Origin of the sequence: Acetitomaculum ruminis DSM 5522, from assembly GCF_900112085.1 — a bacterium.
GTDB lineage: Bacteria > Bacillota > Clostridia > Lachnospirales > Lachnospiraceae > Acetitomaculum > Acetitomaculum ruminis.
Genome location: NZ_FOJY01000006.1, coordinates 102,076 through 126,053, shown reverse-complemented (window position 1 = coordinate 126,053; position 23,978 = coordinate 102,076). Strand labels below are relative to the sequence as shown.

Below are 23,978 nucleotides of genomic sequence, written 5' to 3'. Positions count from 1 at the left end.
CGCAGTGGCACTTTGTGCCACCTGTCAGAAGGGGCTTTAACCCCTTCTGACACTAGTAAGCTTATACCCCCGCTTAAAGCTTACGCTTTTGAAGCAGGGGATTGCTTACACTTCGTTCAAAGTATAATAAAATTTTGCCCGTTTTTAAACAAATAAGCCTGTTTATACTTTACAATGTTCATTCTATAACATAATAATACAATTTTACATCTTTTTCAGAAAAATGTGTTTAAAAACACTTAATTTTCACAAATAAGAGATTAATTATATGGTAAGATTAAATCTGTGTATAGCGAAAGACCTTTTAATTTGATATAATCAATTTGTATTTTTGCGTTTAAATGGTTTTATTGGCACTGTCTGATTTAAAAGATTTGCCATACTTTAACACATATTCAGACTCACAATGATTTTATCGGACAAAATCCTTAATATTGTGACATATATATTTTGAAAGGTAAGCGAAGATTAAATGAAAAAAATAGTTTTAACCGGCGGAGGAACAGCCGGCCATGTTACGCCAAATATTGCTCTTCTTCCAAAATTAAAGGAAAAGGGTTATGATATTTACTACATCGGTTCCCATAATGGAATAGAAAAAAGCCTTGTACAAGCCCAGGGAATTAAATATTATGGGGTGGAATCAGGAAAGTTAAGACGCTATTTTGACCCTAAAAACTTTTCTGATCCTTTTAAAGTTCTTAAGGGTATCTCCCAGGCCAGAAAACTTATTAAAAAAATTAATCCGGATATTCTTTTTTCCAAAGGAGGATTTGTATCCGTTCCAGTTGTGTTAGCTGCAAAAAGCAGGAAAGTTCCGGTTATCATACATGAATCTGATATTACACCTGGTCTTGCTAATAAAATTTGTATTCCAAATTCAGTAAAGGTATGTTGTAATTTTCCGGAAACTCTTTCCTACCTTCCACCAGATAAAGCTGTCCTTACCGGTTCTCCCATAAGAAGTGAGCTTTTTTCAGGAGACAGGGAAAAAGCCCTTAAATTCTGCGGATTTGAAGATGATGGAAAACCTGTAATAATGGTTATTGGCGGAAGCAGCGGTTCTGTTATTATTAATAATACTTTAAGAGGAGTACTTCCAGAGCTTGTAAAAGAATATAAAGTCATTCATCTTTGCGGAAAAGGAAAAGCAAATCATGATTATGACGATTATAAGGGATATGTACAGTTTGAATATATTTCAGAGGAGCTTAAAGATTTGTTCGCCTTAACGGATATTGTTATTTCCCGTGCCGGGGCAAATGCCATATGTGAATTTTTAGCCCTTAGAAAACCAAACATCCTTATACCTCTTTCAGCAAATGCCAGTAGAGGAGATCAGATTTTAAATGCTGATTCCTTTGAAAATCAAGGTTTTTCCAAGGTAATTCGAGAAGAAAACCTGTCAAATCTTGAACTTTTAGATACAATTAAATATGTTTTAAATAATAAAGATAAATTCATAGAAAAAATGGCAAATGCCCAGCAAAAAAATTCTGTTGACATTATAATGGATTTAATATTAAAATATAGTAAATGAAAGTTTTCTAAACACTTTTGTTAAGTGAATATTCTAAAGATTAAGGTCGGTATATTTCAACCGACCTTAATTTTTTTATTTATTTAAATTTAATGTACTTGCACTTAAACTTCCATCTTTTACATCAAAGTAAATGGTATCACCACTTTTAACCTGGTCTGAAAGAATCATTTTCGCTGCCATTGTCTCTACATTCTTTTGTAAAAATCTCTTTAATACCCTCGCTCCATAGGAAGGTGAATATCCTCCTTCCACAATAAAGTCCTTTGCAGCTGCTGTTAATTCTATCTTTAATTCTTTATCAGCCAGTCTCTTATTAAGCTCATCAATCAAAAGATTTATAATGTCTTTAATATTATTCTTTAATAGTGGTTTAAATATAATTATTTCATCAAGACGGTTTAAAAACTCCGGACGGAAGTTTTGATGAAGGATTTTATCTACTGCTGCCTTACAGTTATCACTTATTTCCTCATCTCCGTCTTTAATATCCTCTAATATCAAATCAGAACCTAAGTTAGAGGTCATTATTAAAATTGTATTTTTAAAATCTACGGTTCTACCCTGGGAATCCGTAATTCGTCCGTCATCAAGAACCTGTAATAAGAGATTAAATACATCAGGATGTGCCTTTTCAACTTCATCAAAAAGAACAACACTATAAGGTTTTCTCCTTACGGCTTCCGTAAGCTGTCCCCCTTCCTCATATCCTACATATCCCGGAGGCGCTCCAATAAGTCTTGACACTGAATACTTCTCCATATATTCACTCATATCAATTCTTACTATATTATTTTCATCATCAAATAAGCTCTGAGCGAGAGTTTTAGCAAGCTCCGTCTTACCAACTCCGGTAGGACCAAGAAACATAAAGGAACCGATAGGTCTGCTTGGATCCTTTATTCCAGCTCTTGAACGCATTATGGCTTCACTGACCTTTATGACTGCATCATCTTGTCCCACTACCCTTTTATGTAATTCATCCGGAAGATGAAGATTTTTACTTCTTTCGCTTTCAGTAAGTTTTGTAACAGGAATTCCTGTCCATTTTGAAACAATTTTTGATATTTCATCCTCCGTAACACTTTCATGTACTAATGAAAGCTCCATATTTTTAACCTTTTCTTCTTCTTTTTCCAGTTCTTTTTTAAGGTTTGGAAGCTTGCCATAGGAAAGCTCTGCTGCAAGTTCAAGGTTATATTCCTGAGTTGCTTTGGCAATCTGAGAGTTAACCTCATCTATCTGCTCACGAAGCACTCTTAATTTATCAACGGAATTTTTTTCATTATCCAACTGTGCCTTTAAAGCTGAGAATTTATCTCTTTCATCAGCTAATTCCTTTTGAAGATTTTCCAATCTTTCCCTGCTTAATCTGTCATCTTCTTTTTTAAGAGCTGCCTCTTCGATTTCCAGCTGGGTAATCTTTCTTTGCATCTCATCTAATTCTGCAGGCATAGAATCTATTTCCGTCTTTATCATGGCACAGGCTTCATCCACCAGGTCAATAGCCTTATCAGGAAGAAATCTGTCCGATATATATCTGTTTGAAAGTGTGGCAGCACTTACAAGAGCACCATCTGTTATTTTAACTCCATGATATACTTCATATCTTTCCTTTAAACCTCTAAGAATCGAAATGGTATCCTCAACTGTTGGTTCATCTACCAATACTGGCTGAAAACGCCTTTCCAATGCTGGATCTTTTTCAATATAAGTTCTGTATTCATCAAGAGTTGTAGCACCAATACAGTGAAGTTCTCCCCTTGCAAGCATTGGTTTTAGCATATTTCCGGCATCCATGCTTCCTTCGGTTTTTCCGGCTCCCACTATTGTATGAAGTTCATCAATGAAAAGAATTATCTCTCCATTACTGTTTTTAACTTCTGCCAGTACCGCCTTTAATCTTTCTTCAAATTCACCCCTGTATTTAGCTCCGGCCACCAATGACCCCATATCCAAAGCAAAAAGCTTTTTATCTTTAAGATTTGTCGGTACATCTCCTCTGACTATCCTTTGGGCAAGACCTTCAACTACAGCAGTTTTACCAACTCCCGGTTCACCGATTAAAACCGGATTATTCTTAGTTTTTCTTGAAAGAATTCTTATTACATTACGAATCTCTCCATCTCTTCCAATAACAGGATCAAGCTTTTGCTGCCTTGCCCTGCTAACCAGTTCATATCCGTATTTTTCCAAGGTATCATAGGTCTCCTCAGGATTGTCTGATACAACCTTTTGATTTCCTCTTACAGTGGAAAGAGACTTCAAAAACCGTTCCCTATTGATGCCATATTCATCAAAAATCTCCTTAAGTGCCCTATTAGGATTTTTCATCATGGCAAGGAATATATGCTCTACTGAAACATATTCATCTCCCATGGCCTTGGCTTCATTTTCTGCATTTATCAAAGCTTTGTTAAGCTGCTGACTCATGTAAAGCTGGGCATTCTCACCATAAACTTTAGGAAGTTTTTCAAGATGAGTCTCAACATTATTCAAAAAATGTTCCTTATCAATTTCCATTTTCTCTATTAATTTTAAAATAAGGCTGTCATCTATGGTCAAAAGACTGTACAAAAGATGTTCCTGATCAATTTGTTGATTCCCATATTTTACAGCTATTGTGTCACAATTATTAATGGCTTCAATGGACTTTTGTGTAAATTTTTTTATGTTCATAAAAATTCTCCTTTCCATCCGATTTATTTTTAGGTATTTGTAAAATACCTCTTCTTTCTAAACTTATTGTATATTGTAATATTATTAGTAATTAATATTTTTTTCCTGGACATTTTAATCTTTGTTTTATTATTAGTTTAATATAAAAGCGCCTGTGTGCTTGTTCTATAATATATATAACACCTTGTTTTAAAAAAAGCAAGTACTTTTTTTATGAAAATTAAACTTTTTAAAATATAAAAAAACAGCAAAAAGACGACTTTTAGCCTTCCTTTGCTGTTTTTAATCTTAACAATAATAATATACAAATCCGTGGATGTAAACTGCTCCGACTTTATTTTGAATTTAGAAGAAATAAAGTCTAATAAGTAAGAATCTCACAGCCATCGTCTGTTACCAAAACTGTAACCTCCCACTGAGCTGATGGCTTTTTATCTTTAGTATAAACTGTCCAGTTATTCTTTTTATCAACGAAAATTCTGTCTGTTCCCATATTTACCATTGGCTCTATAGTAAATACCATTCCTGGAACCATTAACATTTCTGTTCCTTTTTTGGTGACATAGCTGACAAATGGTTCTTCATGAAACTCAAGTCCAACTCCGTGTCCCCCTATTTCACGAACTATGGTATAACCATTTTCAAGGGCGTGATTATGAACTGCTTCTCCCATATCTCCTAAAAATGTCCATGGCTTAACATTTTTAACGCCAATTTCAACGCATTCTTTGGTAACCTGGACAAGCTTTTTCTTTTCCTCGGATACATTACCAATAAGTGCCATTCTGGAAGAATCGGAAAAATAACCGTTATATATTGTTGAAACATCAATATTTACTATATCTCCATCTTTTAATATATCCTTGCTGGAAGGTATTCCATGGCAAACCTGCTCATTAATGGAAGTACAAACGCTTTTTGGAAATCCCTCATAATTAAGAGGAGCAGGAATTCCTCCCATCTCGGCTGTTTTTTGAGAAACCATATCATCAATATCCTGAGTTGACATGCCTTCTTTAATATTTTCCAAAACATAATCTAAAACTGCAATATTAATTTTACTGCTTTCCCTGATTCCTTCTATCTGCTGTGGATTTTTAATAATACTATGATTTGGAACTATGTGACCTTGACGCTTAAATCCTAAAATTTTGTCATCGAAGGCTTCATGGCATTGTTTATATTTTCTGCCGCTTCCACACCAGCATTTATCATTTCTTCCAAGTTTTTTAAATAACATTTCTTTTCCTCTTTTCTTAACTAAATGTCAATTATGGATTATTTTTTATATTTCTCCAGTCGTTAAAATCCTTAATCAATCCCCTTATATTTTCAATAAAATTATCAAAAATACCCTCTGAGTACATATTAATAATTATCATTCCAAGGGGTACAGCAAATATCATTCCTAAAACTCCCTTTAGTTTAAAACCAATAAACATTAATACAAGGGTGGTTAAAGGAGTAAGTCCCATGCTGTCACCTAAAAGCTTTGGCTGAATCAACTGTCTTACCAGCTGACAAACCAGATATATTACTATAAATCCCACTACTCTTTTGTAATTTCCTTCTAAAAAGCAAACTACACCCCAGGGGAAAAATATAGTTCCTGTCCCAAAGAAGGGTAACATGTCCACAAAAGCAATTAATACAGCCAGTAATATTGCATATTTTACACCGATTATTATTAAACCAATGAATACAATAATACCTATTACAGCCATTATCTTAAACTGGGCTTTGAAGTAACCTCCCACTGCATACCCTAGGTTATCATAAATAAAATTCAGTTTTTCTTCAATAGAATCCGGAACAATTTCGTGATATTTATTGATAATTTTTTCTCTATCAGCTATGAAAAAATATGCTGCTATCAATGTCACTATTGTATAAACAAGTGCTACCGGTAAACTCATGGCAAAATTTCCCGCTGCATTTATAGTAGGTTTTCCCAGAGTCTGTACTATATTTCCTACATAACTGCTTAAATTTTGATATATATCTGCTAATGAATTTTGAATATTATCCGGCAGTTTTTCAAAAAGATCATAATATTTACTTCCAGTATTTTCCAAATTTTGAACAACTTCCTTGTAGGCATCCGGAGCCGTACTTATAAAATTAACTGCCTGTGTCCAAAGCTTCATCATAAGCAGATAGCCACCTATGCCAATTAAAGCCAGAGTCATTATTATAACAATAATTGAGCCGTGCTTTCTTAAAATTCTAAGTTTTTTTTCTAAAAATTTCACTAAAGGATTTGCAATAGCAGCAATAATCCATGCAACTACAAAAGGCATAAAAAAAACAATGAGCTTAATGCCAAAATACAAAAATGCCACAGTTATTAGCAAAAATATTAATACATTCACAATTCTTTTTAAATTAATATTTTGAAAATTCATATTTCCTCCACAAGCTCTTTTTCCATAACATTCTATTTTTATTCGGGATTATCCCGGCATCAAGTAGATCAACTTTCACTTCCTGAACATTTTTTATCTTTAAAAAATATAAAAATTCTTTTTTAGACTAAAGCATTTCTTCAATCAATTGCCAAAGTTCATCTCTTCCTGCTTTTGTTTCTGATGAAAAAGGTATAAATATATCTTCTTTTCCTAAATTTAAGGTTTCTTTTATGGCTTTTATGCATTTAGGAACCTGATTCTTTTTTAGCTTATCAAGTTTTGTAGCAATAATAACAGGCTTAAATCCATTACTTACTATCCAGTCATACATCTGAATGTCGTTTGAATTTGGTGCATGGCGAATATCCACCAAAAGACATACAGCTTTAAGATTTGTAGAATTTCTTAAATATTTTTCTACCATTTTACCCCATTTTGCCTTAACCTCATTATTGGCATTAGCATAACCATACCCTGGAAGATCCACTATATAAAGACTATCATTGACATTATAAAAATTAATTGTCTGGGTTTTTCCAGGTTTGCCTGAAGTTCTTGCCAAAGCCTTTCTGTTTACTAAGGCATTAATCAATGAGGATTTTCCCACATTGGATTTTCCAGCAAATGCAAACTCCGGCATATTTGTAGTCGGCATTTTACTGGTAACTCCAACTACTATATCCAAATCGACTTTTTTTATCTTCATTATTTACCTCTTTAAATAAACCTTAATACAACTTAAGTTAAATAAAAAGAGCCATTGCAAATTTTCTTTGCAACAGCTCTGATTGTCATATTATAACACCTGCTTAAGCTGTTTCATTTTTTGACTTACTTACAATTCGGTGTTTTTTATTTATCTTTTTTACATCATGCTCTCCAAATACAAGAGTCGGCTCAGCTGTTCCGTCAACTGCATCTTTAGTAATAATGCATTTGATTATTTTCTCATCTGATGGAACATTATACATAACATCAACCATTACTGATTCTAAAATGGAACGAAGTCCCCTGGCTCCTGTATTTCTTTCAATAGCAAGCTTTGCTATGGCTTTAAGAGCATCTGCTTCTATTTCAAGTTCAACATCATCTAATTCAAAAAGCTTCTTATACTGCTTAACAAGTGAATTCTTAGGTTCCTGAAGTATTCGTACAAGAGTATCCTCATCTAATTCTTCAAGACTTGTAACTACAGGTACACGACCTACAAATTCCGGGATAAGTCCATATTTTATAAAGTCTTTAGGAAGAATTTCCTTTAATACTTCACTGGTGCTTTTCTCACCTTTAGCTGATATTTCAGCATTAAAACCAATTGATTTTTGATCCATTCTTGTTTCAATTATCTTTTCAATACCTTCAAAAGCACCTCCACAGATAAACAAAATATTTGTTGTATCTATTTGAAGAAGCTCCTGATGAGGATGTTTTCTTCCTCCCTGAGGTGGAACAGAAGCAACAGTTCCTTCAATAATCTTTAAAAGAGCCTGCTGTACGCCTTCACCTGATACATCTCTGGTAATGGAAACATTTTCTGACTTTCTGGTAATTTTATCAATTTCATCAATATAGATAATACCATATTCAGCTCTTTCAATATCATAATCAGATGCCTGAATCAATTTAAGAAGAATATTCTCAACATCTTCACCTACATAACCTGCCTCTGTAAGAGCTGTAGCATCTGCAATGGCAAATGGAACATTAAGAAGCTTGGCAAGTGTCTGAGCAAGAAGAGTTTTACCTGATCCTGTAGGTCCTAACATTATAACATTACTTTTTTGAAGTTCAACATCTAAATCCTTTTCTGCTGTAACTCTCTTATAATGATTATATACTGCTACAGACAAGGTCTTTTTCGCTTCTTCCTGGCCAATAACATAGTCATCAAGAAAGGCTTTTATTTCCTTAGGCTTCATAAGGTTGATTTCCATATCACCCCTTGGCTCATCATCATATTCTTCTTCGATAATTTCTGAACATATATCTATACACTCATCACATATATATGCACCGTTTGGTCCGGCAATAAGCTTTCTAACCTGTTCTTGAGTTTTATTACAAAAAGAGCATCTTATTTTATCATTACCATTTCGAACAGTCATCAAATCTCACCTCTATCTCCTTATATTTTAACCAAAAGGACATCCCAAAACCAGCTGTTTTTAGTTTTAAGATGTCCAAAAAATGCGTTTTTATCCTATTTTAAAAATATTTCATAATTGGATAATTATCTACTAGTAACTACACTATCTATTAATCCATATTCTAAAGCTTCCTGGGCTGACATGTAATTGTCACGCTCAGTATCCACTTCAATGACATCCAGAGGTTTACCAGTATTTTCTGCAAGTATTTCATTTAATTTTTTTCTGGTCTTCAATATATTATCGGCAACAATTTTAATTTCTGTAGCCTGTCCTCTGGCACCACCTGATGGCTGGTGAATCATAATTTCTGAATTCGGGAGTGCATATCTTTTTCCCTTCGCACCACCTGCTAACAAGAATGCCCCCATGCTGGCAGCCATACCGATACAAAGAGTTGATACATCACACTTAATATAATGCATGGTATCATATATTGCCATTCCTGCTGTTACAGAGCCTCCCGGAGAGTTAATGTAAAGATGAATATCTTTTCCAGGATCCTCTGACTCTAAAAATAATAACTGGGCAACTACAAGACTTGCAGTCACATCATTAACTTCTTCACCAAGAAAGATAATTCTTTCTTTTAATAATCTTGAATAGATATCATAGGAACGCTCGCCCCTGCTTGTCTGTTCAATGACGTAAGGCACTAAACTCATCAAAATCCCTCCCAACTTTAGTGGTAGATGAAAGTTTTATTATTCTTCTTCCTTCTTTACAGCTTCTGTTTCAACTGCTGCATCTCTTACAAAGTCAATTGCCTTTGCAACAGCAACATCCAACTTCATCTGTTCTTTTTCAGTATCACTCATGACTTCTTTTAATTTATCTGCTTCCATACCGTAGTTCTTAGCCATGCTTTCGATTTCTTTATCTACTTCTTCTTCTGTAGCTTCAATTCCTTCAGCCTTTACAACTGCTTCAAGAACAAGTCTTGTCTGAATTCTCTTGATAGCCTGTGGCTCCATCTGCTCACGCATCTTAGCCATGTCAGATCCTGTAAACTGCATATACTGTTCAAGGCTCATACCCTGTCTGCTAAGTCTCTGACCAAAGTCATCGATAAGATATCCGGTCTGTGTATCAACCATTGGCTGTGGAAGCTCAATTGTAGAATTCTCAATAATCTTATCAATAACTGCATTTTCCTTTGCAGTCTTAATATCTTTTATTTTTACTTCTTCAAGATTTTTCTTAATGTCAGCTTTGTATTCATCTAATGTATCAAACTCTGATACATCTTTTGCGAATTCATCATCTAATTCAGGAAGCTGTTTTTCTTTAATTCCGTTAACTTTTACCTTAAATACAGCAGGTTTTCCCTTTAATGATTCCGAATGATATTCTTCTGGGAATGTAACATTAACATCTTTTTCATCGCCAATATTCATTCCGATAATCTGATCCTCGAATGTATCGATGAATGTATGAGAACCGATTAAAAGGTCATATCCTTTTGCAGCTCCGCCTTCAAAAGGTACTCCGTCAACACTTCCTTCATAATCTATGTTAGCTGTATCACCATCTTTAACAGGTCTGTCTTCTACAGTAACTGTACGAGAATTGTTTTCTCTTTCCCTGTCAAGAGCGATATTTACTTCTTCATCTGTAACTAATGAAGATTCTACTTCAACAGCAATTCCTTTATAATCACCTAATGTAATCTCAGGTTTTAAAGCAACTGTTGCTGTAAATATAAAATTTTTTCCTGATTCAACTTGAACTACATCGATTTCCGGCTGTGAAACAATTTCAAGTTTACTTTCAGAAGCAGCCTTTGGATACTCAGTCTGGATAAGTCTGTTTGCAGCATCTTCATAAAATACTCCTGAACCATACATGTTCTCGATTACTTTTCTAGGTGCTTTGCCTTTACGGAATCCAGGAATAGAGATTCTTCCACGCTGTTTCATATATACTTCCTGAACTGCCTTATCAAAGTCAGCAGCAGCAACCTCAATTGTAAGCTTAGCCATACTATTTTCCAAATTCTCTACATTAACACTCATTGTTGTTAAGATCCTCCTTCACAAATTGCGATATATATGAAAAGTATGAGATATATCATGAATCCATACTCACAGTCATTTTAGTAGTATATCATAGTGCAATTAAAATATCAAGAAAAAACCTACATCAAATAAGCGCATTTATGGCAAAACTTAAATCCGGTATTTTACTTATCGGTCTCAAACCTGTATCCTATGCCATATACTGTCTTTATAAAATCGTACTTTCTGGTAAGTTTTGAGCGCAGCTGTTTGACTATGGTATCTACTGTTCTTTCGTCTCCAATATAGTCAAATCCCCATACATCATCTAATATCTTTGCACGGCTTACAGCTACATTTTCATTTTTGATAAAGAATTTCAAAAGATCAAATTCTTTTGAAGTTACGACTACTTCTTTTTCATCAACAAAAATGCGTCTTCCTTCAAAATCCACAAAAAGCCCCTTGAATTTCCAGTCTTTTCTGAGTCTGTAGGTACGCTTTAAAACAACTTTTACCCTTAATTCAAGTATTAATAAAGAAAGTGGTCTTGGAAGATAGTCATCGGCTCCTTTGGTGAAACATTTTATCTGTTCCTCGTCTGTTCCTGAATTTCCGATCATAATAACCGGTATTTCAGAAATTTCCCTGATAGCAGACAAAACTCCTATACCATCTACCACATCCAAATTAAGTGCGCAAATCACCAAGTCAAAATTATCACTTAACTTACTGAATATGTTTAAAGCCATCCCGCCATCATAGGCAGATGTTATTCTGTAGTTCTGGTTTTTGAAGTAGTAAAGAATTGCATCATGTGTATTCACATCAGATTCAACTAATAATACATTATATGATTGATCTTTCATTTATTAAACTCCCCCTAACTATTTCATGATATAATTATTCATTATAATATTTATAAGCGATTAATCCTATAATATATTAAATAATTAATTCAAGAATGTAAACATTTTACCAAAAAAACTAGCATTTTTTTTATTTGGAGGTACAAAATGGAAATTGAACGAAAATTTTTGGTTAAAAAAATACCTTATAATCTTAATGACGATAAGAATATAACTTGCCTTGAAATAGAACAGGCTTATCTTTGTACAGGCCCCGTGGTAAGAATACGCCGTGAAAACCACAATTATTATCTTACATATAAAGGGGGCGGAAAAATGGTTCGCGAGGAATATAATCTTCCTTTAAACAAAGAAGCCTATGAGCATCTTCTCGCTAAGGCCGATGGACATGTTATTACCAAAAACCGCTATGTAATTCCCATTGAAAATAATTTAAAAATAGAACTGGACGTTTTTAAAGGTCCTCATTTTCCAATCATCCTTGCCGAGGTCGAATTTGGTTCGGTAGAAGAAGCAAATGCTTTTGTACCGCCATCCTGGTTTAAAAAAGATGTAACCATGGATAATAAATACCATAACAGCAATATGGCTTTGGATTTCGACTTAAGCAAATACAAAGATGATTTTTCTATCTGAATCTTTCCACATGCTCATACTTTAACTGTGTGAGCATGATATTTTTTAAAGCTTTGTATCTGTCCCACAACTGACCTTCCGGCACAACAGCATCCAAAACTACTGCAATATCATCAATCAGTTTATCGTCCATTACCCCTTCATTTTTGGATAATATCTCTATTTTTTTCTTGAAGCTTTCTGCATCCAAAAACTCCAGTAACACCGGATTTATTTCCCTTTCTAAATTATCAGAATTTTTTCCTTTGTTCTCTTGGATATTTTCGTCATTAATTGATTTTTTATTAATGTCTTTTTTTGTATTAATATTGTTCATTTCTTTTTTATCTGAAATCACGAAGGCTTCATTATTTATGGTTTCCTTTTCAGATAAATTCAAAAATTCCTCTTTTGTTTCCTCTCTGTCTGGTTCAATTTTTTCAAATCTGTATTTTTGTTTAATATCAGGATATTTATCATGATCAACTTCACTCATAAACATACTATAAGGCCTTACATAGGTTTCAAAATCTCCGTAGAGTTTCTGGTACACTACCATTTTTTCTTCCGTTTCTGAATGTTTTGCAAAAGTAATTATCTGATACAGATTTCCCTTAAAATGTCTGCATATATCTCCTCTGTTTAATCTTTCCATAATCTCTTTTCCTAATGAAAACTCCTTTCTATTTTTTATCCTTTTATTAAATTGTAATTATAGCACGAATTGTATTAATACAGCCTGAATTTTCCCAAAGAGACATTTTTATGACTCAATGTACTTTTTTTATTCATTTTTTCGTCAAATATATTCACAATTTTCTTTGCTTCATGCCAGTAATAAAAGCAGCTTTGAACTTTTATAAAATTTAAGAATGCCCTGCAAAAACAGAGCATTCCTTATTTTCTAAACATCTATATTTTTACATATTCTCATATATTGTTTTACCATTTCTTTACACTTGTCATAACTTAAAGAACCTGTATTTAAACACATGTCATAGTTTGAGGCATCAAAAAAGTTTCGTCCTGTATAATATTCATAATACTCGGCTCTTGCTTTGTCTACTTTTTTGATTCGTTTTTCAATAGCCTTGTCATCCAGAAAATATAATTTTCTTACACGCTCCATACAGTCATCAAAAGGTGCATAAAAATACAGCTTAATCACATTGTCATAATCTCTTAAAATGTAGTCTGCACATCTTCCTATTATGATACATGAACTTGTTTTTGCCAGTTCTTTTATTACCTTTGCCTGATAGTTGAAAAGATTTTCCTTTGAGGTAAAATCGCTCTCACTTGGTGGAATTATTTTATCATCTAAATAAGCCGGAGATTTTACTATCCTGAAGGAAGGAAAACCTGTAAGCTTTTCGTCTGCTTTTCCAAAAAGTTCTTCTCTTATACCACTTTCATCTGAAGCCAACCTTAATATTTCCATATCATAACAGTCAATTCCCAATTCCTCTGCCAAAAGCTTTCCCATGGTTCGTCCACCGCTTCCATAGGTTCTTTGAATAGTAATTACATAATTATCCATTAAAACACCTACTCTCCCAAATATGCAGCTTTTACGGTTTCATCATTAAGAAGCATCTTTGAATCCCCTTCCAAAACAATGTTTCCCGTCTCTAATACATATCCTCTGTCAGATATACCCAGTGCTTTTTTTGCATTTTGTTCTACCAGTAAAACGGTGGTTCCAGCGCTGGATATTTTTTCAATAATATTAAATATTTCCTCAACAAAAATCGGAGAAAGTCCCATTGACGGTTCATCCATAAGAATAATCTTTGGATTAGACATTAATGCCCTGCCCATGGCAAGCATTTGCTGCTCACCACCACTTAAGGTTCCTGCCATCTGATTCTTTCTTTCCTCCAGTCTTGGAAATCTTTCATATACCATTTGAAGATTATCTTCTATTTCTTTTTTGTCAGAACGGGTAAATGCACCCATCTGAAGATTCTCGTATACTGAAAGCTGAGCAAAAACTCTTCTTCCCTCGGGAACATGAGCCATACCCATTGAAACGATTTTATGTCCGGGGATTTTGGTAATATCCTTTCCTTCTAATTTTATCGTACCGTTTTCTGCCTTTAGTAAGCCTGTAAGGGTGTGAAGAATAGTGGTTTTTCCGGCTCCATTGGCACCTATTAGTGCTATTACCTCTCCCTCATTTACTTCAAAGGAAACACCCTTTACAGCCTGAATAACTCCATAATTGACCTTAAGATCTTTTACTTCAAGTAATGCCATTATTCTTTCCTCCTATTCTCCAAGATATGCCGTGATTACTTTTGGATCATGAAGCACTGCTGAAGTTTCACCCTCTGCAAGAACTTTTCCAAAATTAAGCACTGTTAGTTTTTCACATATTCCCGCTACCAGTTTCATATCATGTTCTATAAGAAGAATTGTCATTTTAAATTTATCCCTGACAAATTTTATATTTTCCATAAGTTCCGCAGTCTCATTAGGATTCATACCTGCTGCCGGTTCATCTAATAATAAAAGTTTAGGATTTGTGGCTAGAGCCCTTGCCATTTCTAGTTTTCTTTGTTTACCGTATGGAAGATTTGAAGCAAGATATTCAGCCTCATCTGCCAGACCAAATACCTCTAATAGTTCCATTGCTCTTTCTGTCATGAGTTTTTCAGTTTTTTTGTACCTTGGAAGTCTTAGTATTCCTTCAATTGTGGAATATGTATAATCATTATGAAGCCCTACTTTTACATTATCCAATACACTAAGTTGTGAGAATAATCTGATATTTTGAAAAGTTCTGGCTATTCCTTCCTGGTTTATTTCTATGGTATTTTTTCCCGTAAGTTCTTTACCGTCTAAAATAACCCTTCCCTGATCTGGTTTATATACTCCTGTCAAAAGATTAAAAACTGTAGTCTTTCCTGCTCCATTTGGTCCAATAAGTCCATAAAGCTGTCCTTCTTCAATATTTAATCCAAAGTCATTTACAGCCATAAGTCCACCAAAGGAAATGCTTAAATTATTTACTTCTAATATTGCCATATCATTCAGCCTCCTTTGAAACTTTGTTTTTTCCAAATTTTGCCATTATCTTTTCTCGATATTCTATCATTGAAGGAGCAGATGTAAATATCATCATTGCAATAAGAACTACTGCATAAATTAACATTCTGTAGTCACTTAAACCACGCAAAAGTTCCGGAAGTAAGGTAAGAACCACTGCCGCAATTATAGAACCGCGCATGTTTCCAATTCCACCTAAAACCACGAATACAAGGAACATAATCGACATATTATATCCAAAATTCTTTGGAAGGGCTGTTAAAGTAGAAAGATTGTGAGCATATAATACTCCGCCTATTCCTGCAAGTCCGGCTGAAATGGCAAAGGCCATTAATTTATATTTTGTTATATTAATTCCTACAGATTCTGCTGCAATCCTGTTATCCCTTATTGACATTATTGCACGCCCGGTTCTTGAATTTGTAAGGTTTAATACAACAAATAGCGTAAACAGTATTAAAAGTACACCAATTGTGAAATTCGAATCAGTCGGTGTGCCTGTTATTCCCTGAGCTCCATTTATAATAACCAGTCCGTCATCCTCCATATTTAAAGAAGCTACATCTTTTATGGAAAAATGAAAACCGTTGCTGTCTTTTCCAACATACATTACATTTATAAAATTCTTTATTATTTCACCAAAAGCTAATGTAACTATAGCTAAATAGTCTCCCTTAAGTCTTAAAACCGGGATACCTATTATTATTCCAAAAATCGCAGCACAAACTGCCCCAATAAGTAAAGCAAGGAAAAATCTAAGTCCCGCATTAGGTATTGCTTCTAAGGTAAGCTTTGAGAAAAAAGCACTTGAAAAAGCTCCAACACACATAAAACCTGCATGTCCAAGACTTAATTCTCCCAAAACTCCAACCACCAGATTTAAAGCCAGTGCCATTATTACATATGTACAAATCGGCACAAGAAGTCCCTGCATAAGACTTGAAAGATTTCCTGATAATATCATGGCCTGAACCAATGCATATGAAATTATTACTATAAGATAAGTAATAAGATTATTCTTAAATGTTTTATTTAACTTTTTATCCCTCATTGTTCCACCTACACTTTCTCATGAATTTCTTTTCCTAATATACCTGTAGGCTTAATCAGAAGAACTAGAATAAGTACAAGGAATACAATGGCATCTGAAAGCTGAGATGATATATATGCCTTGCTTAAAATTTCTATAATTCCAAGTAAAATTCCACCAATAAAAGCACCTGGAATAGAACCTATTCCCCCGAATACTGCTGCTACAAATGCTTTAATACCAGGCATTGCACCGGTATAAGGTGTAAGTGTAGGATATGCAGAACAAAGTAAAAATCCTGCTACAGCTGCTAATCCTGAACCTATGGCAAAGGTTAAGGAAATAGTACTGTTTACATCAATTCCCATAAGTAAAGCCGCACCTTTATCTTCAGATACCGCAACCATTGCACGACCTGCCTTTGTCTTTTTTATAAAAAACATAAGGGCAATCATTATTATTATACATGTAATTATTGTAACCAATGTTACACCTGAAATATTCAGGGCACCGTCAGCAAGTTTAATATTGGAAATGCTTACTACTGATGTAAAGGCCTTTGGACTTGCTGTAAAAATAAGTAATCCCATGTTTTGTAAGAAATAGCTGACACCTATTGCTGTTATAAGAACCGCAAGTGGTGATGCCATTCTTAATGGTTTATAGGCTATTTTTTCAACTGCAACTCCTAAAACTGTACAGACAACTACGGATGCTGCCATTCCAAGCCAGGGACTAAGTCCCATTGTGCTGACTATTGTATAAACTGTATATCCCCCAATCATGATTACATCACCATGGGCAAAATTCAGCATTTTTGCAATACCATAAACCATAGTATAGCCTAATGCTATTAAAGCATATACGCTTCCTAAGCTTATGCCATCAATTAAATAAGAGATAAACCCCATTTATTTCACCTCATTAATATCAAATCTAAATATAACTTAAGTTGTAATTTAAAGGGAGGGTTACAAGTAACTCTCCCTTGAGTATTTGTATAAAACCAGTTTTACTCCATTAATGAATAAGCACCGTCTTTAATTACTACTGCTTTTGCTTCCTTATCAGGTGCTCCACTTTCATCCCATGTGATTTTTTCACCTGTAAGACCTTCTATTGAAATCTCAGTCATTGCTTTCTTCATAGCCTCGCAAATATCTGAAACGCTCATATCCGGTTTGCATTCACCTTTTTCCAATGCAGCTGCGATGGCATATATAGCATCATATCCATCTGCTGCAAACTGGTTAGGAACTTCACCGTATTCTTCTTTATATTTTGCTACAAAGTTTTTAGTAAGTTCGTCAGTTGCATCAGCAGCAAATGGTGTAAGAAGCATAACTCCTTCTGCAAGCTTCTGGTCAAAATTCTCAACTCCAAGGATTCCGTCAAGTCCGTCACAACCAAAGAATGTTGTCTCAAATCCTAAAGAATTTGCCTGCTGTAAAATAAGTGCTGCCTGTGAATAATATATAGGAAGGAATACCAAATCAGCTCCTTCACTTTGAGCTTTTTTAATCTGAACTGAGAAATCTGTTTTATTATCAGCTGTGAAAGCTTCTTTTGCAACGATTTCAAAATCCTGTTCTTCAGCCTCTTTTACGAATTTATCTGTAATACCTGAAGAATAAACATCTGAACTATCATAAATAATTGCTACTTTTTTAGCTAATTTGTTTTCTCCAATATACTCTGCTGATTTTGTACCCTGATCCGGGTCTGAGAAACATACACGAAATGCATTATCAGGACCAATGCAATCAGCTGCTGAACCTGATGGTGTAATCTGAAAAAGATTATCCTGGGATGATTTTGCAGCAACAGCTATACATGGTGTACTTGTTACGGTTCCGCAAAGAATCTGCATACCCCAATCCTTAAGATTGTTATAGGCATTTACTGATTTTTCCGCATCACCTTCATCATCCTGGAAATTAAAGGTTAGCTTGGTTCCGTTTACTCCGCCGGCCTCATTAATTTCATCTACAGCAATCTGCGCACCGTTTCTTTCAGCCATACCATAAATAGCAAGCTCTCCTGTTACAGGTCCGATTCCTCCAATAAGGAATGTACCCTCTTCAGCTTCTACTTCATTCTTGCCCTCTGCTGTTGATGTCTTATCTGAAGCCTGATTTCCGCATCCGGCTAATGACATAACAGCAAGTGTAGCAGCTAATAATACACTTACAATCTTTTTTTTCATTACAACTTTCCTCCTGATTTTTATAAATATTTTACATATAGAAAAACGACCCCTATATGTAAAATAAAGACATCCGTTCTCCACAGACGGACATCTTTATCCTAAAAAGAATACTACTATTTGTTATAGAAGTTGTCAACGATTTTTTTTGGCCTGTTCTTCCTGCCACTTAAAATACTCTCCATCTAAGTCAAAATCGTCTGCACTATAATATGCTCCCTTTTTTTGGGGCATGTTTTCCAAGTAATTTTCCTCATCATTATAGTTTGAATTAAAATCATCATTGTTGTAATTATTTATAGTGGAATAGTCCATTTCTTCCAAAGCTTCTGAAGTTTCACTATCTACTATTTCCTGAACTATGCTGTCTAAAAATCCTTCAGAAAAATCTTCTTCAAAGCTTTCTTTGTTTTCCTCTTTTTCATCATCATCTAGTAAAAATTGAGGAATTTTTTCTTTTGAAGTAGTTTTTGGAAGGACATACATAGGTATTTCAAGGCGACCCTCATCCGTATCCGCATAAATAAAATCACTTATTTCTTCTACTTTTTCCTTTTCTTCAGCCTCTTGCCTCATTTTTTTTACGGCAGGGTGATTTTCATTTACCCTGATAACCGGACCGTTTGCGTTTTCTTTTCCTTTTTCTGTAAGGGCATTTTCCAGGCTTTTATTTTTTAACTCTGCCTTTTCTTCTTTTTTTCTGACATTTTCCAGGAGATTAAGATATTTTTTCCCGTAAATCATATCCTGAAGCTGCATATTCAGTTCAGCTTTATTGTCCTCAATAAGCCCCAAATATCTCTCTATTTTAACTGTGGCATTTTCATATTCCTGTAAAATCGAAGCTTTAGCATCTATTATTACACTTTTTAAATCAACCAGAGCTTCATCTGTATACATAAGGGATGCTGCATATATTTCTTCTGCCTTTTTAGAGGCATCATCCATAAGCTTTTCCCCTTCTCTTTCAAGCTGACGCAAGGCTTTTTCTTTTCCTACCTGGGTAAGCTCGTATTTATCCATCAAGCCTATAACCGCAAAATTCAACTTATTTAAAAGCTCAAACAAATCCTTTTTGTTAACCGTTATATTGTCAGCATCCTGAGGATTTGCATCCCCATTAGCTATTAATATATGTATTTCCTTAAGTATTTTCTCTATCTCTTCCGGCATCTTTTACACGAATCCTTTCACCTTAGAACCTATATTAATTTCCCAGGGCTTTTATGGCTGCTTCAAGTTGTGTATCTTTTTCATCTTCTTCACCGACTTCCACTTCTACATCCGGTGTGATTCCAGTCTGATGAATACATATTCCATTAGGGGTATAATACTTGGCAACAGTAAGTTTAATTGCTGAGCCATCTTTAAGTCCTATGACATTTTGTACTATTCCCTTTCCATAGGTTGTGGTTCCTACTATTTTTCCCAGCTTGTAATCTTTTATGGCTCCGGCAAATATTTCTGAAGCCGAAGCTGAATTACCGTTTACTATAACAGACATAGGGATATCCATATAATTTTCGGCATCTGAATTGTAATCTTTCTCATTACCGTTTTTATCTATGAAATATACAATCTTTCCCTCTGGAAGGATTTTATCCATAATATCAACAACAGTGCTGACATTTCCACCAGGATTATCTCTTAAGTCAAATACCAGTGATTTCATCCCCTGGTCTTTAAGATCGTTGATTGCATCATCAAACTGTGTCTCAGTTATAGTATCAAATTCCGTAATCTGAATATAACCTACATTATCTTCAAGCATTTTAGAATTAACAGTAATTATCTCAACACTGTCAGATGAAACCTTAAAGGAATAATTTCTGTCATTTGAAGACCTGTAAACACTGAGATTTATTTCCTTATCAGATTTTGAAATCAACTCCACAATCTCTTTACTGGTCATTTTTTCTACGGTAGATCCATCTATTTTTACAATCTGGTCACCTGCAACTATACCGGCTGTTTCAGCTGGAGAACCTGAATACACTTTTGTTATTTTAGCTGTGGTATCAGAGTTAGCCTTTGTAATAACTATTCCTATGCCTTCATATGTTCCCTCGCTAAGACTTTTTTCTTTTTCATATTCATCTGCGGTATAATAAGCTGCATATTTATCTCCCAGACCTGCCATAAGTCCCTTATAAATATACGCCTCAACCTGTTCAGAATCAACATCATCAAGATAATATTTATTTATAAAATTTTCTATGGTTTGAATTTTACTGCATAATTTTATGAAATTGAGAGAAAGATCAACATTATTTCCAAATATAATAATAAAGCTTAGTTTTATTCCTAAAAATGCAGCAAGAAGTGATATTATTACGAAAAAAATACCTTGTCTAAAACCCTTTTTATATTCTTTAATTAACTGTTTTTCCAATTCAATACGACTTTTATTTTTTTCATCTGAATCTAATATTTCTGACAAAAACTCGTCTTTTGTATCTTTATTTTTTTTAAACATAATCTATACCATTTTCTAATTTTATTATCTTAAATAATTCCAGGGATTAACATATGCTCCGTTTAAGCTCACCCCAAAGTGAAGATGATTCCCGGTAGAAGACCCCGTAGTTCCTACAGCCGCGATTACATCTCCTTTGTTTACATTTTGTCCTTCTGATACATAAAGCTTCGATGCATGCATATATACGCTACACAATCCATTGCCGTGACTTATGGTAATCCAGTTTCCGGCGGTATTACTATATCTTGCAATTATTACTTTTCCGCTTTCAGCCGCAATTATATTACTTCCTGCTGCTGCAGGGATGTCAATTCCATTGTGACTGGTGGAACTTGTTACACCGTCAATTATCTCTCTGTATCCATAGTCAGAAGATATTCTCGTAGAAGAAGGACAAGGCCACAAAAATACACCCCCGGATCCATTGTTTGTATTTTCCTCCGGAGAAGAATTGTTATCATTTGAAACATCGTTATTGGCTGCATTTTCTGCCTGCTTTTTAGCCTCTTCTTGTGCTTTTTGTCTGGCAGCTTCTTCAGCTGCCTTTCTTTCTGCCTCCATAGCCGCAAGAGCCTGCTTGATTGCAGTTATTGTTTCATTTGTAGCATCTAATTCTTCCTGAACATGGCTTTCTTCTTCCTCTGCCTTTGCTATAGATTCAGCCGCCGCTTCCTTTGCTTTTTGTTTTTCAGCCACAAGACTTGTAAGTTCTTCCTGTCTTGCTGTAATTTCATTTTTTAAAGCACTGGCTTCATCATATTCTTTTTGAAGCTTTTCTTTTTTTTGGGATACCTCATTTGCCAGCTTATTATATTCATCCATTTTTCTTTGTTCGTAATCGGAAATTTTCAAAAAATAGGTGATTTTGTTTAGAAAACCAGCAATAGAATCAGACTCAAGTAATACCGTAAGTATTGACATACTGTTATTTTCATAGGTGAACTTAATTCTTTTTTTCATCATTTCATATTCGGATTTAAGCTGTTTTTTGGTATATTCCAATTCATCGCTTGTACGCTGAATATCTTCTTGCTTAAGCTTAAGTTCACCCTCAAGATTTTCAAGTTTCCCTGAAACCTCAGTAAGCTGGGTATCTAAATTCTCCAGCTCACCATTTATCTGGCTTTCTGATTCCTTTAGATTCTCCAGCTTTTCTTCAGAATTATTCAATTCTTTCTCTAAGTTCTCCTTTTGCTCCATTGCATCATCGAGCTCAGTAGCAAAAGAAGACTGTGTAGAAAAAATTGAAAATATTAATATCATAGAAATTACTTTTTTTATACTAAATCTTTTCACAACCGGACTATCCTTTCCCCGCAGATACTCCCCTTTTTAGTATTAATAAGAAGCACATTAAACATCAAGATGTCTTCTTACTGCAAATATACTTCCGAAAAATCCAATACCTACTCCTAATACCAAAGCAACTGGAACAAGAATTGAATAAACACTTCCTACTGACATAAAACTTAATATATCATTTAATATACTAAACCTTGATACAATATATTCTATCACCTTATTATAAAGGAAATAAAAAATAACAAGAGGTATGGCAGCACCGATAAGTCCTATTATTACACCTTCTACTATAAAAGGTGCTCTTACAAAGGAATCGGAAGCACCAATAAGTTTCATAATGGCAATTTCCTCTTTTCTTACAGAAATACCTGTCGTTACGGTATTGCTTATCAAAAATACCGCTACACCAAGAAGTATTATTATGACAGCACCTGATACATATCCCAGTAAAAGATTAAAGCTTGACAAAGTATTTGCAACCACGTCTGATTTGTTAACCTGTCTTACTCCGTCAAGAGATTCCACATATTCCACAAGTGAAGTCTGCTTTGAAACATCACTAAGATATACTTCATAATTTGCAGAATCAGCTAAAGGATTATCATTCTTAAAGCCTTCGCCTAAGGTACTGGCAGCATCACCGTAATATTCTTTTTCGTATTCTGCCCATGCTTCCTCAGCTGTGACATATTTGATTTTTGATACTTCCGGTCTGGTTTTTATTTTTTCTCCTAACAAAGTTATCTCTTCATCGCTTAAATCAGCATCAAAAAATACCGTAACCGCAACACCGGACTCAGCCTGTTTAACAATACTTCTAAAATTAACTATTATAGAAAAAAATATACTGAATAAAAATATACATGCTGCCATGGTAGCCATGGAAACAAAAGAAAACATCTTGTTTCTTTGTATATTTTTTATACCCTGTTTTAAATTATAGAAAAAAGAACTAAAATGCATTAGTAGCCTCCTTGATACTCGTCACTGATAATCTCACCTTTTTTCATTGTAATTACCCTTTTTTTCATCGCATCAACAATTTCTTTGTTGTGGGTAACAACAACTACTGTAGTGCCTCTTTGATTTGCTTCTTCAAGAAGTTTCATAATCTCCCAGGAATTTTTTGGATCAAGGTTTCCTGTAGGCTCATCCGCCAAAAGAATCTTAGGGTTATTAACCAAAGCTCTGGCAAGAGCAACCCTTTGCTGTTCTCCTCCTGACAGCTGATTAGGAAATGATTTGTATTTTTCAGCAAGCCCCACCATGGAAAGCATAGTAGGAACCTGTCTTTTTATTATCCTGTTAGGAGTTTCAATAACTTTTTGGGCAAATGCAATATTCTCATATACATTTCTGTCTTCTAAAAGTCTGAAATCCTGGAATACTACACCGATTTGTCGCCTAAACTTCGGAACATGTCTTTTTTTAATTCTTCGAATGTTTAGGTTATTTATTGTAATATTTCCCTCTGTAGGATCTAACTCCTTTAATAAAAGTTTTATAAGTGTGGATTTTCCTGAACCACTGGGACCAACTATAAATACAAATTCACCTCGTTTAATGTGAAGATTCATATTCTTTATAGCAGGAACTCCCGTATTACCATATGACTTACTCACATTTTCAAGAATAATCATTAATGTCTCTCCTTT

The 23,978-nt window shown here is 34.4% G+C and carries 22 protein-coding genes; 2 read left to right on the top strand and 20 right to left on the bottom strand.

What is annotated here, in order from left to right; translation table 11 throughout:
* Nucleotides 1-472 precede the first annotated feature (472 nt).
* Nucleotides 473-1,540, top strand: a complete 1,068-nt coding sequence (locus BM153_RS05340; RefSeq protein ID WP_092871510.1) for an undecaprenyldiphospho-muramoylpentapeptide beta-N-acetylglucosaminyltransferase — start codon at nucleotides 473-475, stop codon at nucleotides 1,538-1,540.
* A 75-nt stretch (nucleotides 1,541-1,615) separates the two neighbouring features.
* On the opposite strand, the gene clpB is transcribed toward BM153_RS05340, so the two are convergent.
* From clpB to BM153_RS05300, 8 genes are all read right to left on the bottom strand, one after another.
* The gene (clpB, locus tag BM153_RS05335; RefSeq protein WP_092871508.1) at nucleotides 1,616-4,219 is read right to left on the bottom strand and encodes an ATP-dependent chaperone ClpB; all 2,604 of its coding nucleotides are present in this window, start codon (nucleotides 4,217-4,219) and stop codon (nucleotides 1,616-1,618) included.
* Nucleotides 4,220-4,580: 361 nt separating this feature from the next.
* Nucleotides 4,581-5,459: a methionyl aminopeptidase gene (locus tag BM153_RS05330; protein ID WP_092871506.1), complete on the bottom strand. Its 879-nt coding sequence runs from the start codon at nucleotides 5,457-5,459 to the stop codon at nucleotides 4,581-4,583.
* 31 nt (nucleotides 5,460-5,490) lie between these two features.
* Complete coding sequence (ytvI, locus tag BM153_RS05325) at nucleotides 5,491-6,624, bottom strand: sporulation integral membrane protein YtvI (RefSeq protein WP_092871504.1); 1,134 nt, start codon at nucleotides 6,622-6,624, stop codon at nucleotides 5,491-5,493.
* Between the two features lie 127 nt (nucleotides 6,625-6,751).
* Nucleotides 6,752-7,333 (bottom strand): ribosome biogenesis GTP-binding protein YihA/YsxC, encoded by a 582-nt coding sequence (gene yihA, locus BM153_RS05320; protein WP_092871502.1) that lies wholly within the window; start codon nucleotides 7,331-7,333, stop codon nucleotides 6,752-6,754.
* 103 nt (nucleotides 7,334-7,436) lie between these two features.
* Nucleotides 7,437-8,732 (bottom strand): ATP-dependent Clp protease ATP-binding subunit ClpX, encoded by a 1,296-nt coding sequence (gene clpX / locus BM153_RS05315; protein WP_092871500.1) that lies wholly within the window; start codon nucleotides 8,730-8,732, stop codon nucleotides 7,437-7,439.
* A 125-nt stretch (nucleotides 8,733-8,857) separates the two neighbouring features.
* Complete coding sequence (gene clpP / locus BM153_RS05310; RefSeq protein WP_092871498.1) at nucleotides 8,858-9,439, bottom strand: ATP-dependent Clp endopeptidase proteolytic subunit ClpP; 582 nt, start codon at nucleotides 9,437-9,439, stop codon at nucleotides 8,858-8,860.
* A 39-nt stretch (nucleotides 9,440-9,478) separates the two neighbouring features.
* Complete coding sequence (tig, locus tag BM153_RS05305) at nucleotides 9,479-10,789, bottom strand: trigger factor (RefSeq protein WP_092871496.1); 1,311 nt, start codon at nucleotides 10,787-10,789, stop codon at nucleotides 9,479-9,481.
* A 167-nt stretch (nucleotides 10,790-10,956) separates the two neighbouring features.
* Nucleotides 10,957-11,640 carry a response regulator transcription factor gene (locus BM153_RS05300; RefSeq protein ID WP_092871494.1) on the bottom strand — a complete coding sequence of 228 codons (684 nt, stop codon included), beginning with the start codon at nucleotides 11,638-11,640 and terminating at the stop codon, nucleotides 10,957-10,959.
* Between the two features lie 147 nt (nucleotides 11,641-11,787).
* On the opposite strand from BM153_RS05300, the gene BM153_RS05295 reads away from it, so the two are divergent.
* Nucleotides 11,788-12,276: a CYTH domain-containing protein gene (locus tag BM153_RS05295; protein WP_092871492.1), complete on the top strand. Its 489-nt coding sequence runs from the start codon at nucleotides 11,788-11,790 to the stop codon at nucleotides 12,274-12,276.
* Here BM153_RS05295 and BM153_RS05290 read toward each other — a convergent pair.
* From BM153_RS05290 to ftsE, 12 genes are all read right to left on the bottom strand, one after another.
* On the bottom strand, nucleotides 12,269-12,910 hold the full coding sequence (locus BM153_RS05290) for a DUF1653 domain-containing protein (protein WP_092871490.1): 642 nt from the start codon (nucleotides 12,908-12,910) through the stop codon (nucleotides 12,269-12,271). The two genes, BM153_RS05295 and BM153_RS05290, sit on opposite strands and share 8 nt — an antisense overlap.
* 249 nt (nucleotides 12,911-13,159) lie before the next feature.
* Nucleotides 13,160-13,795, bottom strand: a complete 636-nt coding sequence (locus BM153_RS05285) for a cytidylate kinase-like family protein (protein ID WP_092871488.1) — start codon at nucleotides 13,793-13,795, stop codon at nucleotides 13,160-13,162.
* 8 nt (nucleotides 13,796-13,803) lie between these two features.
* Nucleotides 13,804-14,514, bottom strand: coding sequence for an ABC transporter ATP-binding protein (locus BM153_RS05280; RefSeq protein WP_092871486.1), 711 nt, complete (start codon nucleotides 14,512-14,514; stop codon nucleotides 13,804-13,806).
* A 12-nt stretch (nucleotides 14,515-14,526) separates the two neighbouring features.
* The gene (locus BM153_RS05275; RefSeq protein WP_092871484.1) at nucleotides 14,527-15,285 is read right to left on the bottom strand and encodes an ABC transporter ATP-binding protein; all 759 of its coding nucleotides are present in this window, start codon (nucleotides 15,283-15,285) and stop codon (nucleotides 14,527-14,529) included.
* A gap of 1 nt (nucleotide 15,286) precedes the next feature.
* A complete protein-coding gene (locus tag BM153_RS05270) occupies nucleotides 15,287-16,357 on the bottom strand; it encodes a branched-chain amino acid ABC transporter permease (RefSeq protein WP_092871482.1) in 1,071 nt (356 codons plus the stop codon).
* Nucleotides 16,358-16,365: 8 nt separating this feature from the next.
* A complete protein-coding gene (locus BM153_RS05265) occupies nucleotides 16,366-17,247 on the bottom strand; it encodes a branched-chain amino acid ABC transporter permease (protein ID WP_092871480.1) in 882 nt (293 codons plus the stop codon).
* Nucleotides 17,248-17,348: 101 nt separating this feature from the next.
* The gene (locus BM153_RS05260; protein ID WP_092871478.1) at nucleotides 17,349-18,542 is read right to left on the bottom strand and encodes an ABC transporter substrate-binding protein; all 1,194 of its coding nucleotides are present in this window, start codon (nucleotides 18,540-18,542) and stop codon (nucleotides 17,349-17,351) included.
* Between the two features lie 135 nt (nucleotides 18,543-18,677).
* Nucleotides 18,678-19,715 (bottom strand): hypothetical protein, encoded by a 1,038-nt coding sequence (locus tag BM153_RS05255; protein ID WP_092871476.1) that lies wholly within the window; start codon nucleotides 19,713-19,715, stop codon nucleotides 18,678-18,680.
* A gap of 34 nt (nucleotides 19,716-19,749) precedes the next feature.
* On the bottom strand, nucleotides 19,750-21,018 hold the full coding sequence (locus BM153_RS05250; RefSeq protein WP_092871474.1) for a S41 family peptidase: 1,269 nt from the start codon (nucleotides 21,016-21,018) through the stop codon (nucleotides 19,750-19,752).
* A 24-nt stretch (nucleotides 21,019-21,042) separates the two neighbouring features.
* Nucleotides 21,043-22,317 carry a murein hydrolase activator EnvC family protein gene (locus BM153_RS05245; protein WP_092871472.1) on the bottom strand — a complete coding sequence of 425 codons (1,275 nt, stop codon included), beginning with the start codon at nucleotides 22,315-22,317 and terminating at the stop codon, nucleotides 21,043-21,045.
* Nucleotides 22,318-22,374: 57 nt separating this feature from the next.
* Entirely contained in the window at nucleotides 22,375-23,286 is a 912-nt protein-coding gene (ftsX, locus tag BM153_RS05240) for a permease-like cell division protein FtsX (protein WP_092871470.1), read from the bottom strand.
* Nucleotides 23,286-23,963: a cell division ATP-binding protein FtsE gene (ftsE, locus tag BM153_RS05235; RefSeq protein ID WP_092871468.1), complete on the bottom strand. Its 678-nt coding sequence runs from the start codon at nucleotides 23,961-23,963 to the stop codon at nucleotides 23,286-23,288. The genes ftsX and ftsE overlap by 1 nt, the downstream gene beginning before the upstream one ends.
* Nucleotides 23,964-23,978 lie beyond the last annotated feature (15 nt).